This is a genomic window from Acidimicrobiales bacterium, assembly GCA_025455885.1.
Classification (GTDB): Bacteria; Actinomycetota; Acidimicrobiia; order Acidimicrobiales; family Acidimicrobilacustridaceae; genus Rhabdothermincola_A.
Window position 1 is genome coordinate 233,534 of record JALOLR010000002.1, and the last position, 14,538, is coordinate 248,071.

The 14,538-nt window shown below is 72.2% G+C and carries 15 protein-coding genes and 1 tRNA gene; 10 read left to right on the top strand and 6 right to left on the bottom strand.

The annotated features are described in order from the left end of the window. The gene (locus MUE36_02765; protein MCU0309850.1) at positions 1-345 is read right to left on the bottom strand and encodes an STAS domain-containing protein; all 345 of its coding nucleotides are present in this window, start codon (positions 343-345) and stop codon (positions 1-3) included. Between the two features lie 137 nt (positions 346-482). Here MUE36_02765 and MUE36_02770 point away from each other — a divergent pair, with 137 nt between their 5' ends. From MUE36_02770 to MUE36_02780, 3 genes are all read left to right on the top strand, one after another. Then, positions 483-914, top strand: a complete 432-nt coding sequence (locus MUE36_02770) for a response regulator (GenBank protein ID MCU0309851.1) — start codon at positions 483-485, stop codon at positions 912-914. A gap of 49 nt (positions 915-963) precedes the next feature. After that, positions 964-1,040 (top strand) — tRNA-Pro (locus tag MUE36_02775). A gap of 65 nt (positions 1,041-1,105) precedes the next feature. Then, on the top strand, positions 1,106-1,360 hold the full coding sequence (locus tag MUE36_02780) for a pyrophosphohydrolase (GenBank protein MCU0309852.1): 255 nt from the start codon (positions 1,106-1,108) through the stop codon (positions 1,358-1,360). Between the two features lie 30 nt (positions 1,361-1,390). On the opposite strand, the gene MUE36_02785 is transcribed toward MUE36_02780, so the two are convergent. Beyond that, positions 1,391-2,419 carry an aspartate-semialdehyde dehydrogenase gene (locus MUE36_02785; protein MCU0309853.1) on the bottom strand — a complete coding sequence of 343 codons (1,029 nt, stop codon included), beginning with the start codon at positions 2,417-2,419 and terminating at the stop codon, positions 1,391-1,393. Between the two features lie 66 nt (positions 2,420-2,485). Continuing rightward, entirely contained in the window at positions 2,486-3,718 is a 1,233-nt protein-coding gene (locus MUE36_02790; protein ID MCU0309854.1) for an aspartate kinase, read from the bottom strand. A 69-nt stretch (positions 3,719-3,787) separates the two neighbouring features. Between MUE36_02790 and MUE36_02795 the strand changes: the two genes are divergently transcribed. Next, complete coding sequence (locus MUE36_02795; protein ID MCU0309855.1) at positions 3,788-4,663, top strand: peptidylprolyl isomerase; 876 nt, start codon at positions 3,788-3,790, stop codon at positions 4,661-4,663. Positions 4,664-4,707: 44 nt separating this feature from the next. After that, positions 4,708-5,562, top strand: a complete 855-nt coding sequence (locus tag MUE36_02800) for a peptidylprolyl isomerase (protein MCU0309856.1) — start codon at positions 4,708-4,710, stop codon at positions 5,560-5,562. Positions 5,563-5,613: 51 nt separating this feature from the next. On the opposite strand, the gene MUE36_02805 is transcribed toward MUE36_02800, so the two are convergent. Next, positions 5,614-6,312, bottom strand: a complete 699-nt coding sequence (locus MUE36_02805) for a Type 1 glutamine amidotransferase-like domain-containing protein (protein MCU0309857.1) — start codon at positions 6,310-6,312, stop codon at positions 5,614-5,616. A 138-nt stretch (positions 6,313-6,450) separates the two neighbouring features. Between MUE36_02805 and MUE36_02810 the strand changes: the two genes are divergently transcribed. The 5 genes from MUE36_02810 to MUE36_02830 all read left to right on the top strand — a co-directional run bounded on the left by MUE36_02810 (position 6,451) and on the right by MUE36_02830 (position 12,345). After that, positions 6,451-7,311: a 3-hydroxybutyryl-CoA dehydrogenase gene (locus MUE36_02810; protein MCU0309858.1), complete on the top strand. Its 861-nt coding sequence runs from the start codon at positions 6,451-6,453 to the stop codon at positions 7,309-7,311. Between the two features lie 55 nt (positions 7,312-7,366). Then, a complete protein-coding gene (gene aat / locus MUE36_02815; protein MCU0309859.1) occupies positions 7,367-8,026 on the top strand; it encodes a leucyl/phenylalanyl-tRNA--protein transferase in 660 nt (219 codons plus the stop codon). A gap of 168 nt (positions 8,027-8,194) precedes the next feature. Beyond that, entirely contained in the window at positions 8,195-10,168 is a 1,974-nt protein-coding gene (locus MUE36_02820) for a protein meaA (GenBank protein MCU0309860.1), read from the top strand. 94 nt (positions 10,169-10,262) lie between these two features. Then, positions 10,263-11,036 (top strand): diguanylate cyclase, encoded by a 774-nt coding sequence (locus MUE36_02825; protein MCU0309861.1) that lies wholly within the window; start codon positions 10,263-10,265, stop codon positions 11,034-11,036. A gap of 100 nt (positions 11,037-11,136) precedes the next feature. Beyond that, positions 11,137-12,345, top strand: a complete 1,209-nt coding sequence (locus MUE36_02830) for a neocarzinostatin apoprotein domain-containing protein (protein MCU0309862.1) — start codon at positions 11,137-11,139, stop codon at positions 12,343-12,345. Here the strand turns inward: MUE36_02830 and MUE36_02835 are convergent. Further along, positions 12,342-13,496, bottom strand: a complete 1,155-nt coding sequence (locus MUE36_02835; protein MCU0309863.1) for a CoA transferase — start codon at positions 13,494-13,496, stop codon at positions 12,342-12,344. The genes MUE36_02830 and MUE36_02835 overlap by 4 nt on opposite strands. Continuing rightward, a complete protein-coding gene (locus MUE36_02840) occupies positions 13,493-14,500 on the bottom strand; it encodes a metallophosphoesterase (protein ID MCU0309864.1) in 1,008 nt (335 codons plus the stop codon). The genes MUE36_02835 and MUE36_02840 overlap by 4 nt, the downstream gene beginning before the upstream one ends. Positions 14,501-14,538: the final 38 nt, after the last annotated feature.

The following is a 14,538-nucleotide window of genomic DNA, read 5'->3' on the forward strand; positions in this document are numbered from 1 at the left end:
TCAGTCGACGGGGTCGAGCAGGGCCGCCTCGGCTTCCTCGACCGTCTCGGTGACGGCCACGATCCGGTCGAATCCGGTGGTGTGGAGCAGACGGGTGAGCGTCGGTCGGCTGCACGCCACCGTCACCTCGCCGTCGGCCTCGCGGGCCCGACGGATGCCGCCGATCAGCGCACCGAGGCCGGAGGAGTCCATGAAGGGGACGTCGGAGAGGTCGATGAGCAGGCGGCGGGCCGACGACAGCTCGGCGAGGGCCTCCCGGAACGACCCCACCGTGTAGGCGTCGAGCTCGCCGACGGGGCGGCACAACGTGTAGCGATCGGTGTGCTCCACGGTGATCTCGAGCAACGGCTTCCTCCCCACAGCGGTTCCGCCCGACAGGCACGGAAGGGTCCGATGGTAGCGGTGCGGCCCGGGGCCGGACCAACGCCGCCGCGGCACCCATCGGTTGGGGGCGCGCCGGACCAGGAACTACCCTCCCGCCCGTGCCCACCGTCCTCCTGGCCACCGACGCCGACTGGATCTTCGACGAGGTCGACGCCGCCCTCGCCTCCGCCGACACCACCGTCTACCGGGTGCGCGCCGGTATCGACGTGCTCGAGGCGATCGACCAGGTCGCCCCCGATCTGGTGATCCTCGACCAACAGATCGGCAACATGGGGGGGATGGCCACCTGCATGGCCATCCGCAACGCCGAGGGCATCGACCGCATCCCCATCACGGCGGTGCTGATGCTGCTGGACCGGGCCCACGACGCCTTCCTGGCCCGGCGCCACGACGCCGACGGCTACCTGGTCAAGCCCCTCGATGCGTTCCGGCTGCGCAGGGCGGCCAGGGTGCTCCTCGACGGCGAGGGCTGGTTCGAGCCCATCGACGAGGTCACCAGCCAGGTGGCCGACCTCACCATCCGCGGCTGAGCACCCGTTTCGCCGGCCCGCCTCCACCTGGGTAGGATCAGCGCCCTCACGGGCTGTAGCGCAGCTTGGTAGCGCGCTTCGTTCGGGACGAAGAGGTCGTGGGTTCGAATCCCGCCAGCCCGACCAGCCGCCCCGCGTCGAGCGGGGCGGTTCCCGTTCCGGGGTCCGCCACCCCGTGCCACAGTGCTGCGATGCACCTCGACGAGCTCCAGGACCTGATGGCGACGCTCTACGGCGACGCCGACGCGGCGCGGGGGATCCCGTCGACGGTGGCGTGGCTGTGCGAGGAGGTGGGTGAGCTCGCCCAGGCGGTGCGCAAGGGCACACCCGACCAGCAGCTCCACGAGCTCGGCGACGTGCTGGCCTGGGTGGCGTCGCTGGCCAACCAGCTCGGCCTGTCGCTCAGCGACGCCGCCGACCGCTACGTCACCGACCCGCCCGGATGAAGCGCCCGCCTCGCAGCCGGCGGGGCGGCGTCAGCGGTTGCGGCGGGCCAGCAGCTCCTCGGCGATCTGCACGGCGTTGAGCGCCGCCCCCTTGCGGAGGTTGTCGCCGGAGAGGAAGAAGGAGAGCCCGTGCTCGACGGTGGGGTCGACCCGGAAGCGTCCGACGAACGTGGGATCGACGCCGGCGGCGCGCAACGGCGTGGGCACGTCGGCCAGCTCGACGCCAGGGGCCTTGAACATGAGCCGGCGGGCGGTCTCGGGGCTGATGGGGCGGGCGAAGCGGGCGTTGACGGCCAGCGAGTGCCCGGTGAACACCGGCACCCGCACGCACGTCGCCGAGACCGCCAGATCGGGCAGGCCCAGGATCTTGCGGCTCTCGTTGCGCAGCTTCTGCTCCTCGTCGGTCTCACCCAATCCGTCGTCGACGAGCGAGCCGGCGAAGGGGATCACGTTGTAGGCGATCGGGGCGACGAACTTGTTGGTCGCCGGGTAGTCGACCGCGGTGCCGGACATGGCGAGCGCCGGGGCTCCGTCGCCGATCTTGCGGATCTGGTCGTCGAGCTCGGCGGTGCCCGCCAGACCGGCGCCCGAGACGGCCTGGTAGGTGGTGGCCACCATGGCGACGAGGCCGGCCTCGACGTCGAGGGGCTTGAGGACCGGCATCGCCACCATCGTCGTGCAGTTGGGGTTCGCCACGATCCGCTTGGGGATCGAATCGAGCGCCGAGGCGTTCACCTCGGGGACGACGAGGGGGACCTCCGGGTCCATGCGCCAGGCCGAGGAGTTGTCGATGACCACCGCACCGGACTCCGCCACACGGGGGGCGAGCTCCCGGGACGACGCACCCCCAGCGGAGAACAGCACGATGTCGAGACCGGCGAAGTCGGCGGTGGCGGCGTCCTCCACGACGACTTCGGTGTCCCCCCACGGAAGGCGTCGGCCCGCGGAGCGCTCGGAGGCGAAGAGGCGCAGCTCGGTGACGGGGAACTGCCGCTCGGCGAGGATCGACCGCATGACGCGGCCGACCTGCCCGGTTGCTCCCACGATCCCGATGCGCATAGGGATCCGAGCCTACCGGGGGCGTCGGCGGCCCTCACCGCGGGTTTCCGCCGTGACGTCGAGGTGTCAGTCGATGAGCGCGGGGCCCTCGTCGAGGCGGAAGCCGTCGTGGAGCACCTGGATGGCCTGCTCGGCCTGCGCGTCGGCCACGACCACCGAGATCCGGATGGCCGAGCTGGCGATCATCAAGATGTTGATGTCGTTGGCGGCCAGCGTCTCGAACACGGTGGCGGCCACGCCAGGATGGGTCTTCATGCCTGCGCCGATGACGCTCACGCGGGCGATGTCGGCGTCGCCGGTCACCTCGCCGGCGCCCATCCCTGCCGCCTCGCGCTCGCAGATCGCCATGGCGGCGGCCAGCTGCTCGTCGGGCACGGTGAAGGAGATGTCGGTCCGGCCGGCGTCGGACGTGTTCTGGACGATCAGGTCGACGCTCACCCCCTCGTCGGCGAGGGCCCGGAAGAGGCGGGCGGCGATGCCGGGACGGTCCTCCACCCCGCCGATCGTGACCTTGGCGTCAGAGGCGTCGTGCACGACCGCCGAGACGATGGCTTGCTCCATGTCGTCGTCCTCCTTGGTGACCAACGTGCCGGGTTCCCACGTGAACGCCGAGCGCACGTGCAGGTCGACCCCGTGGGTGCGGGCGTACTCGACCGAGCGCATGGCGGGCTTCGGACAGCCGTTGGCGGTCATCTCCATCAGCTCGTCGAAGCTGATGGCGGCGAGCTTGCGGGCGCTCGGGACGACCCGGGGGTCGGTGGTGAACACCCCCGAGACGTCGGTGTAGAGCTCGCACACCTCGGCGTCGAGGGCGTGGGCGAGCGCCACCGCGGTGGTGTCCGAGCCGCCACGGCCGAGGAACGTGATGTTGCGTTCCGGGGAGATGCCCTGGGCGCCCCCGACCACCGCCACCGCCCCCCGCCCCAGGGCCTCGCGGACCCGGTCGGGAGCCACGTCGAGGATCTTGGCGTCCATGTGGGTGGAGTCGGTGTGGAAGCCGGCCTGTGAGCCGGTGAACGACTCGGCCACCACCCCGCGGTCCGCCAGCGCCATGCACAACAGGGCCATGGCCTTGCGCTCACCGGCGGTGACGAGCATGTCCATCTCCCGCCCGGGACGGGTGTCGGACACCTCCCGGGCCAGGCGGAGGAGCTCGTCGGTCTCCTTGCCCATCGCCGACACCACGACCACCACCTGGTCGCCCTTCCGCACGGTCCGGGCCACGTGGTCGGCGACGGCGCGCATGCGCTCGGGGTCGCCGACCGAGGTGCCACCGAACTTCTGGACGAGCAGAGCCACGGGCGACCACGCTACCGGCCGCTCCAGGGTGCCCCCGACCCCGTTGCGCGCGGGGATACGGTCGCCCGGATGGCCACATCCGCCCGAGGACGACGCGACGAAGCCCGCCGGCGCGAGACCGCCGCCGCCGACCGGCGTCGGCGGTCACGGCGGCGGCGCACCCAGATCCTCGCCGCCTCGATCGCCGCGCTGGTGCTGCTCTCGACGGTGGCGGCCGGCATCGCCGCCACCCGCGGCACGTCGACCCCCGCCGCCTCGAGCACCAGTACGACGCTCCCCGACCCCGCCGACACCACCCGATCGCCCGACGACTACCCGACCACGGGCGTGGCGCCGGTGGCCGTCGCCCCGGGCGCGGCCCTCACCGGCCCGACGCCGTGCCCTGACGCCTCGTCGCCCCGGACGACGTCGTTCGCCGAGCCGCCACCGATGTGCATCGACACCGGGCGCTTCTACTCGGCGGTGGTGACGACGACCGCCGGGTCGATGACCTTCCAGCTCAACCCACAGCGGGCCCCGGCCTCGGTGAACGCCTTCGTGGTCCTCGCGGGGTACGCCTTCTACGACGGGCAGCCGGTGACCCGCATCGAGCCCACGGCGTGGTTCGAGGTGGGCGGGGCGTTCACCGACGGCTCGACGGCGTCGGCCTTCCCGATCCCCGACGAGGTGCCCGAGGCCGGCCAGATCTTCACGTCGGGGACCATCGCCATGACCGGAGCGGGCACACCGGGCACCAACCAGGGCGCCTTCCTGGTGGCCACCTTCGAGAACGCGCCAGCCATCGACCCGGGCGTCACCGCCTTCGGCGTCATGCTCGACGGCGCCGCCACCCTGGCCGCCATCGATCGGCTCGGCAGCCAGTCCGGCCTGCCGGTCCGCCCGGTGCGGGTCGAGTCCGTGACGATCACCCCCGGCGCACCGATCCCCTCGCCACCACCGGGCTGATCGCGACCGGGCCGGGGTGGGTGTCGCGGTAGCGTCCCGGGCCGATGGGAACCGCGAAGCGAGAACGTCAGAAGGCCGGCCACCAGGCGCGCCTGTCGGCCGAGGCCGCCGCCCGGACCCGGGCCGAGCGGCGCCGCCGCCTCACGATCACCATCGCCCTCGCGGCGTTCGTGGTGGCCGTCGTCGCCGTGCTCACCCTGGTGAACCGGGACGACTCGTCGAACGAGACGGCCTCGACCACCACGTCGACCACCGCCGCCACCGACGCGCTGGTACCACCCGCCCCCGGCCCGGGGGCCTCCATCACCGGCGCGACGCCGTGCCCGGCCACCGACGGCAGCGCCGAGCGCACGACGTCGTTCGCCGAGCCGCCGCCGATGTGCATCGACCCGGCCCGGACCTACACGGCGACCTTCACCACGAGCGTCGGCACCATCACCGCCACGCTCGACACGACGACGACACCCGAGACCACCAACAACTTCGTGGTGCTCGCCCGCTACAAGTTCTACGACGGCTCGGCCATCTTCCGCGCCGACCAGAGCATCGAGATCGTGCAGGGCGGCGCTCCGACGACGAACAGCCCCAGTGACCCGGGACCCGGGTACACGATCCCCGACGAGGGCGGCCCGTTCACGTACCGGCCCGGCCAGCTGGTCATGGCCCGGACCTCACAGCCGAACTCGGCCGGCGCCCAGTTCTTCCTGACCGGTGGCCCGGCCGTGTCGAGCCTCGACGCCCAGGGCACCTACGTGGTGTTCGGCACCACCGACGAGGCCGGCACCGCGCTGGTGACCGCCATGCTGGCCACGGCCGTGGAGAACCCGAACGGTGGAGGGCTCGGCGGCGTGCCCGACCCGCCCGTCGTCATCGAGTCCGTCACGATCTCGGAGTCCTGACGACGCGTCGCCTCGACGGTCCGCACCCCGGTCCGCTGACCGGACGGCGGCTCAGGCGGGCAGGTCGGCGAGGGTGGCCTGGTGGCCGCCGCGGTGCACCGTGACGAGACCGGCGCCGACGGTCCTCCAGGTGCCGTCGGGGTCACGGACGATGCCGCTGCGCTCGGGCAGGCTCACGAGCAGGAGGTCCTGCGGTGCCAGCTCGACCGTGCGACGAACCTTGTCGGGCGACCAGGTGTCGGCCCGCGGGATGACGGCCATGCCCGGCACCAACCCGAGGCCGACGGTGAACGCGCCCCCGCGGGTGTCAACCATCGGGTCGCAGAGCACGTCGGCGCCCGCCCCGCTGCCGACCAGCACCGCGCCGCCCCGCCACGCCTGGACGAGGGCGTCGTAGACGGGGGTGTCCTTGAGCACCGAGCGCAGGTGCATGGGCGAGGTGCCGACCACATAGATGAACCGGGCCGACGCCAGGGCCACGACGTTCTCGGCGACGAGGGCGTCGGCCCGGTTGTACACGGGGACCTCGGTGACCGAGGCGCCCATCGCCCCGAACCACCTCGTCGCCGCCTCGACGGACCGATGGGGGCCCTCGTAGGCGAACCCGGTCGGCAGGACGGCGACCCGGTCACCACCGGACGCCGCCAGCAGCTCGACGTCGAACTCGCACCCTTCCTCGAACTCACCGCCGCCGACGAGGGCCAGCGGGCCGGGGGCCGAGGGGGGGCGGTCGACGGGGGGAGGAGACACGGTGCCAACCTAGCGAGGCCCGAGGGCGCCGACGGCCCACCTCCCCGTCGGTCCGGGGCGGCATTGGATCGGCGAAGCTACCGGTCGGTAACATCCTCGGGCGGCGGCCGACGGAGCCGACCCGGAGGAGGCGTCGACATGACCATCACGCGCATCGGCATCATCGGTTCGGGGATCATGGGGTCCGGCATCGCCGAGGTGGCCGCCAAGGCCGGCGTCGACGTGGTGCTGCGGAGCCGCAAGCGGGAGAGCGCCGACGCGATGGTGGCGTCGCTGGAGAAGTCCCTCGCCCGCCAGGTCGACAAGGGCCGACTGGAAGCCGAGGCCGCCGCGGACACCCTCGCCCGGGTGAGCGCCACCGACGACCTCGGCGCCCTCGCCGACTGCGACCTGGTCCTCGAGTCGGTCGTGGAGGACCTGGTCGTGAAGAAGGCCCTCTTCCGCGAGCTCGACGGCATCGTCAAGGCCTCCGGCATCATCGCCACGAACACCTCCACCCTGCCGGTGGTCGAGATGGCCATGGAGACCGGTCGTCCCGAGAAGGTGTGCGGTGTGCACTTCTTCAACCCCGCGCCGGCGATGAGCCTGGTCGAGATCGTCCGACCCCTGACCGCCAGCGACGAGACCGTCGCCGAGGCCAAGGCCTTCGCCGAGGCGTGCGGCAAGAACGCGGTGGAGGTGAAGGACCGGGCCGGCTTCATCGTGAACGCCCTGCTCTTCCCGTATCTCAACAACGCGGTCCGCATGCTCGAGAACGGCACCGCCTCCCGCGACGACATCGACACCGCCATGAAGGGCGGCTGCAACTTCCCGATGGGGCCGCTCGCCCTGCTCGACCTCGTGGGGCTCGACACGTCGCTGGCCATCCTCGACGCCCTCTACGACGAGTTCCGCGACCCCAACTACGCGGCGATGCCCCTGCTGCGCCGGATGGTGTCGGCCGGCCACCTCGGACGGAAGTCCGGCATCGGCTTCTACGACTACGCCACGTCGTCGTAGAACCGTCGCCGACTCGCCGACCGGGTCATGCGCTCCGAGGGGTAGAACCGGGGGCGTGCCGCTCGAACCGCCCGCCTCGCCCTGGGAGTTCCCGGCTGCCGACACGTGGGGCCCCGACGACCTCGTCGGGATCGGCGCCGACCTCGAACCGGGCACGGTGCTCGCCGCGTACCGGCGGGGCCTGTTCCCCATGCCGCTGTCGCGCCGGCGGGGCATCGCGTGGTGGTCCCCCGACCCGCGCGCGGTGCTCCCCCTCGACGGGCTCAGGGTGTCGCGGTCCCTCCGACGATCGATCGGCCGCTACGAGGTCCGGTTCGACACGGCCTTCGACGCCGTCGTGTCCGCCTGCGCCGACCCCCGTCGGGAGGGCGCATGGATCAGCCCGGACATCCGTCACGCCTACGGCCAGCTGCACCACCTGGGGTGGGCCCATTCCGTCGAGACCTGGGAGCGCGGTCGACTGGTGGGCGGCCTCTACGGCGTCTGCGCCCACGGGTTGTTCGCCGGCGAATCGATGTTCCACCTCGCCACGGACGCCTCGAAGGTGGCCCTGGTGGTCCTGGTGGAACGCCTGCGCGAGATCGGCGTCGTGCTCCTCGACGTGCAGTGGCTCACCCCGCACCTGGCGTCGCTCGGCGCCGTGGAGATCCCCCGACGCGAGTACCTGCGGCGCCTGGCGGAGGCGCTGGAGGTCGACGTGGGCCCGTTCGCCTGACGACCCGCTTCGGGCGCCCGGTCGGCCACGGATGGCGTGCCGACCGACCGAAAGGAGGACCCGGACCCACTGGCCCGAGGCCGGCTCGCCGGGACGACGACCGGCACAGGAAGTTACCGCGCGGTCATCGTTGTGACAGCGCCCGCCATCTTGGGGAACGATTGGGGCATGGACGCCGCACCGACGACCGCCGCCCGCCACGAGCCCGATCGCCCGTGGATGATGCGCACCTACTCCGGCCACTCCACCGCGAAGGCGTCGAACGAGCTCTACCGGACCAACCTGGCCAAGGGCCAGACCGGCCTGTCGATCGCCTTCGACCTCCCCACCCAGACCGGCTACGACCCCGACGACCCCCGCTCACGCGGCGAGGTCGGCAAGGTCGGGGTGCCGGTCGCCCACCTGGGCCACATGGGCCAGCTCCTCGACGGCATCCCCGTCGGGGAGATGAACACGTCGATGACCATCAACGCCACGGCCGCGTGGCTGCTCGGCCTCTACGTCGCCAACGCCACCGAGCAGGGGGTGCCGACCGAGGCCCTGCGGGGCACCACGCAGAACGACATCGTCAAGGAGTACCTGTCGAGGGGCACCTACATCTTCCCGCCTGAACCCTCCAAACGGCTGATCGTCGACATGATCGCCTACTGCGCACGGCACATCCCGAAGTGGAACCCGATGAACGTGTGCAGCTACCACCTCCAGGAGGCCGGGGCGACGCCGGTCCAGGAGCTGGCCTACTCGCTGGCCACCGCCATCGACGTGCTCGACTCGGTCCGGGACTCCGGGCAGGTCGCGTCCGACGACTTCCCGGCCGTCGTGGCCTCCATCTCGTTCTTCGTGAACGCCGGCATCCGCTTCGTCGAGGAGATGTGCAAGATGCGGGCCTTCACCGAGATGTGGGATCGCATCACCCTGGAGCGCTACGGCGTGACCGACCCCAAGGCGCGGCGCTTCCGGTACGGGGTGCAGGTCAACTCCCTCGGCCTCACCGAGGCCCAGCCCGAGAACAACGTCCAACGGATCGTGCTCGAGATGCTGGCCGTGACCCTGTCCAAGGACGCCCGCGCCCGGTCGGTGCAGCTCCCGGCGTGGAACGAGGCGCTGGGCCTACCCCGACCCTGGGACCAGCAGTGGTCGCTGCGCATGCAGCAGGTGCTGGCCTTCGAGACCGACCTGCTCGAGTACGGCGACCTCTTCGCCGGGAGCCAGGTGGTCGAGGCCCGCACCGCCGAGCTGGTCGAGGCAGCGGGCGCCGAGCTCGACGAGGTGCTCGCCCTGGGTGGCGCCTTCCACGCCATCGACGAGCTGAAGGGCCGCCTGGTGGCGTCGAACACCGAACGGGTCCGCCGCATCGAGTCGGGCGAGATGGTGGTCGTGGGCGTCAACCGGTTCACCGAGACCGCCGAGTCGCCCCTCGGCGGTGAGGAGAACATCCTCAAGGTCGACCCCGCCGTGGAAGCCGAGACCGTCGCCGAGCTCGCGCGGTGGCGGGCCGACCGTGACGGTGCCGCCGTCGACGCCGCCCTGGCCGAGCTGCGCCGGGTCGCCGCGACCGATGAGAACCTGATGCCCGCCACGATCGCCCTCGCCCGGGCCGGGGGGACCACCGGGGAGTGGGCCGGCGCGCTGCGCGAGGTGTTCGGCGAGTACCGCGCCCCCACCGGGGTCGGCGCGGCGGTCGGCGTCGGCGGGCTCGGCGAGGGCCTCCGCGCGGTGGCCGAGCGGGTGAAGGCCGCCCCGGGCGGACCCCCGCGGCTCCTGGTGGCCAAGCCGGGTCTCGACGGGCACTCCAACGGCGCCGAGCAGATCGCCGTGGCGGCCCGCGACGCCGGCATGGAGGTCATCTACCAGGGCATCCGGCTCACCCCCGAGCAGATCGCCGCCGTGGCCCGCGACGAGGACGTCGAGGTGGTGGGCCTGTCGATCCTGTCGGGCAGCCACCTCCAGCTCGTCCCCGACGTCGTGGCCCGACTGCGCGCCGAGGGGGTGGACGCCCCCGTCGTGGTGGGGGGCATCATCCCCGAGGAGGACGCCGCGGTGCTGATCGCCGCCGGCGTGGAACGGGTGTACACGCCCAAGGACTTCGAGCTGGGTCGGATCATGGGCGACATCGCCGACCTCGCCCTCGCCGCTCGCTGAACGACAGGGCCGCCGCCAGGGCAAGGAATCGACGGAGCGCTCCCGACGTGAGGTCTCGCGCTCAACTCCCGACGTCGACGACCGAATGGTCTACGTGGATCGCCTGACCGTCAGCGCCGTGCTCGCCGGGGTGCTGGGCCTCACCGCCGGTGTCGCCGCCCTCCTCGGCGCCCCCCTCGTGCTCGCCCTCGTCGCCGGGGCGATGGCCGCCGGCCTGGCCGGGGTGGTGGTCGTCGACGCCGGGCGGCTGGGGGTCTGGCGGGATCGCGCCACCCATGCCGAGGGCGAGGTGGATCGCCTGAAGCGGGCGCTGCACGACGCCGAGGAGGCCCGAGAGGACGCCGAGGCCCGTCTCGAGTGGCGCACCACCTTCACGGCCCGCCGACGCAGCACCGAGGCCAACCGTCTCACGGACGAGACCACGGGCCTGCTGGCCGAGGGCTGGTTCGTCGTCGCTCTGGAGTCACGGCTCGCCACCGCCCGACGCAACCTGCGCCCCGTGGCGGTCGTGATGCTCGAGGTGGTGGTGGGCCTGCGCGGCGGCGCGCCGGAACCGGCCGACCCCCGCCGGGTGACGGCCGCCGTGACCGCCACGATCCGCGAGGCCGACGAGGCGTTCCGGCTGCGAGACGGGGTGTTCGCCCTCCTCCTGGAGGACACCACCGACAGCGGGGCGACGTGGACGGCCGAACGTGTGCGCCTGGCCCTCGCCGAGATCGAGCCCGATGCGGTGTTGTGGGCGGGGGTCGCCTGCTACCCGGCTCACGGCCTCAGCACCGAAGAGGTGCTCGACCGGGTGGACCAGGCGCTCGACAACGCCCGCGAGTGGCGCCAGCACCGCATCGAGGTCGCCAGCGCCGAGGGCTGAGCCACCGGATCTGCGACACTTGCCGGGTTCGCCGCATCGGCGGACCCGACGGCTGGGGGCTCCGATGGGCAAGAGCGGCTCGCGACGCAGTGGCGTCGAGATGAGGCATCCGTGGCCACGTCGCCGACTCGCGCTGGCGGTCACCGCCGTGGCCCTCGTCGTCGCCGCCGGACTCCCGGCCGTCCCCGCGTCAGCCGGTGTGTCCACTCCCGCCGCTGCGGCATTCAGCGTCACCCCGAACACGCTCCTGCTCAACAACCAGCTCGTGACTGCCGCCGGCACCGGCTATCCCGCCGGCACCCAGATCGGGATCGTCCAGTGCAAGACCGACCCGGGTGGCCCGCAGGGCTGCGACCTCTCGAGGCTCGACTACGTCACTTCTGATGGGGCCGGGGCGTTCTCGGTCGGGTATCAGGTCAAGCGAGTGATCAGGGTCGGCACCGACTCGGTCGACTGCGCCACCGCGGGAGCCTGCATCGTGGGCGCAGGGGTCGTGCCCGACGGTGTCCCCGCCGCCAACGCCGCCATCCAGTTCGACCCCTCCCAACCCCTACCGCCGCCGCCATCGCTGGCCGTCGCTCCGAACACGGATCTCGTGGATCGCCAGATCGTGACGGTGACGGGTGGCGGCTTCGACCCGGGGGCGGGCGTCGGGGTCATCCAGTGCCGCACTGGGGCGGGCGGGGCCGAGGACTGCGACTTCAACACCCTCCGCTTCTTCCCCGCCGACCCCGATGGCGGCTTCTCCTCCCCGTTCACGGTCCGTCGCCTCATCCGGGTGGGGACCGAAACCATCGACTGTGCCCAGCCCGACGCGTGCGAGATCGGCGCAGGGCAGGACCCGACGCTCGGCGCCCGGGCCCCGATCTCCTTCGACCCCGATGCCCCCCTCGCCCCACCCCCCGTCGCCAGCGTCACTCCGTCTACCGGCCTGTCGGACGGACAGCGGGTCGACGTGACCGGAGCAGGGTGGGAGCCGAACAGCGGGATCTACGTGATCCAGTGCAAAGTCGGCGGTCCCGATGACGGCAGCTCGTGCGATCTCGACTCGCTCATCACTGCACCCTCGGATGCGACCGGGAGCTTCACCACCACGTTCGAGGTCCAGGCAGTCATCAGCACCCAGTCAGGGCAGGTCGACTGCGCGGCCGCATCCGGCACCTGCATGATCGCCGTCGTGTGGCCACCAGATCCGGGGACAGCGGTCACCACCCCGCTGAGCTTCGGTGACGACCCTCCCCCACCCGACGGCGGACCAGGTAGCCCCCCGGGTTCAACGCCGCTGGTGACCCCCAAGTTTACCGGCTAACGATTGCCAACTTCCGCGTCTTCGTCGAGCTCGGCGAGTACCTCGGCAGTGTCGGCACCGAGGCCCCGAGCCGGGAAGCGGACCCGACCCGGGGTGGCGGACAGGCGGGCGATGACGTCCTGCATGCGAACCCCGTCGACCTCGATCAGCGCCTCCCGGGCCAGCAGGTGGGGGTCGGCGGCCACGTCGGCCTGGCCGTACACCGGCGCTGCCGCGGCCTCCGCGGCCTCGGCCTCGGCCAGCACCTCCTCCAGGGTGCGCTTACCGACCCAGGCGGCAACGAGGTCGTCGACCTCTGTCCGGTGGGCCACACGACCCTCGAAGCTCTGGAACCGCTCGTCGTCGCCTGCCCCCACCAGCGCCATCATCCGCCGGGCCACCGGCTCGGCCGTGGTGGAGATCGCCACCCAGCGACCGTCGGCGCAGCGGTAGGTGCCTCGCGGAACGCTGTACGGGATGCCCGACCCGAGGCGGGGCTGCTCGTAGCCGAGCGTGGCCCACGCCGACGGCAGGGCCCCCATCAGCTGGAGCATCGTCTCGAGCAGGCTCACGTCGACCACCTGGCCCACCCCGGAGTGCACGGCGACCATGGTTGCGAACGCGGCAACGATCGCGGTCACCTCGTCGGTGAGCGCGATGGGCGGGAGCAGGGGCTGGCCGTCGGGCTCGCCGTTCACGGCGGCGAACCCCGAGAGCGCCTCGGCGAGGGTGGCGAAACCGGGGCGGCCCGCGTAGGGACCGGTCTGGCCGAACCCGGTGACCCGGGTGATCACCAGACTGGGGTGCTCGGCGATCAGCTCCTCGGGCACCAACCCCAGCGCCTCGAGCTTGCCCGGCCGCATGTTCTCGACGAGCACGTCGGCAGTGGCCACCAGGCGGCGCAGGTCGCGACGACCGGCATCGGTGGCCAGGTCGAGCACGACGCTGCGCTTGCCCCGCCCGACCAACTTCCAGAACAGGGTCACGTCGTCGTCCGGGTCGCGCCAGCCCATCGACCGGACGGTGTCGCCGGTGCCGGGTCGCTCGACCTTCACCACGTCGGCGCCGAAGTCGGCCAGGTGCCGGGCGCAGCCGGGCCCGGCCAGCACGGTGGAGAGGTCGACGACGCGCAGGTCACCGAGTGCGTCTCGGGGGCCGGCCGACCCGGTCACGAGGGGGCGGCGGACATCGCGAAGCAACGGTCGCCGAGCTCACCGAAGGCGTAGCCGAAGTACATCCCCCCGAACATCCCACGCGTCTGCTCGGTCCAGACGAGGGCTTCGGGCGTTGAGATCCGGTGGAACACCTGGAGGATCCCGCCCTCGTACACCCGGTACTCGGCCCACGCCCCGGGGAAGTCCTTCACGCTGGCCACCTCGACCCAGGGGATCTCCCGGCTGATGCTGATGTGGCGGACCCGGTTGCGATGGGTGTGCCCCGCGAAGTAGCCGCGGATGGCGCGGTGGGCGGCCACGACCTCGATGAGCCGCTCGGAGGAATCGGGGTCGATCCCGAAGTAGGTGTCGGCCCGGGTCGACGAGTCGGGGCTCCACACGTGGTGGTGGCCCATCAAGAGCACGGGCCGGTCGGCCTCGGCGGCGAGGTCGTGCAGCCAGGCGAGCTGCTCGCCGGTGACCCGGCCACCGGCGTGGCCCGCCATGGACGTGTCGAGCAGCGCCACGGTCACCCCGGGCAGGTCGACGCGCTGGGTCGGGATCGCGGCGAGGTCGCCACCGCCGTAGCTCTCGTGGTTGCCCCGCACGTGGGTGAGCAGGTCGCCGAAGGCCTCACCGTAGAAGTCGAGGAAGTCGTGGTACTGCTCCTGGGTCCCGTCGGAGGTCAGGTCGCCCTTGACGATCACGGCGTCGGGCGCGATCTGCTCGATCTCGTGGATGGCACCGCGGTTCATGGTCTCCGGGTACGGCTCGGCGCCGTCGGGGACGCTGAACGTGGGACCCATCTCGAGGCCGTCCATCACGCCGCACTCGGTCTCGCCGAAGTGCACGTCGTTGACGGTGGCGATCGTCGAGAGCCGCTCACCGGGCGGGCGGGCCAACGTGCGGAACACGAATCCGTCGTACTCGTAGACCGTGTCGGGCTCGAGGTCGTCGTAGCGGCGCACCTCGAGCCCGTCGTGGACCACCGCGTGGTCGTCGGCGACGGTCGTCAGCTCCATCGCATCATTGTGGCCCAGCGGTGCCCGACGGCCGCAGG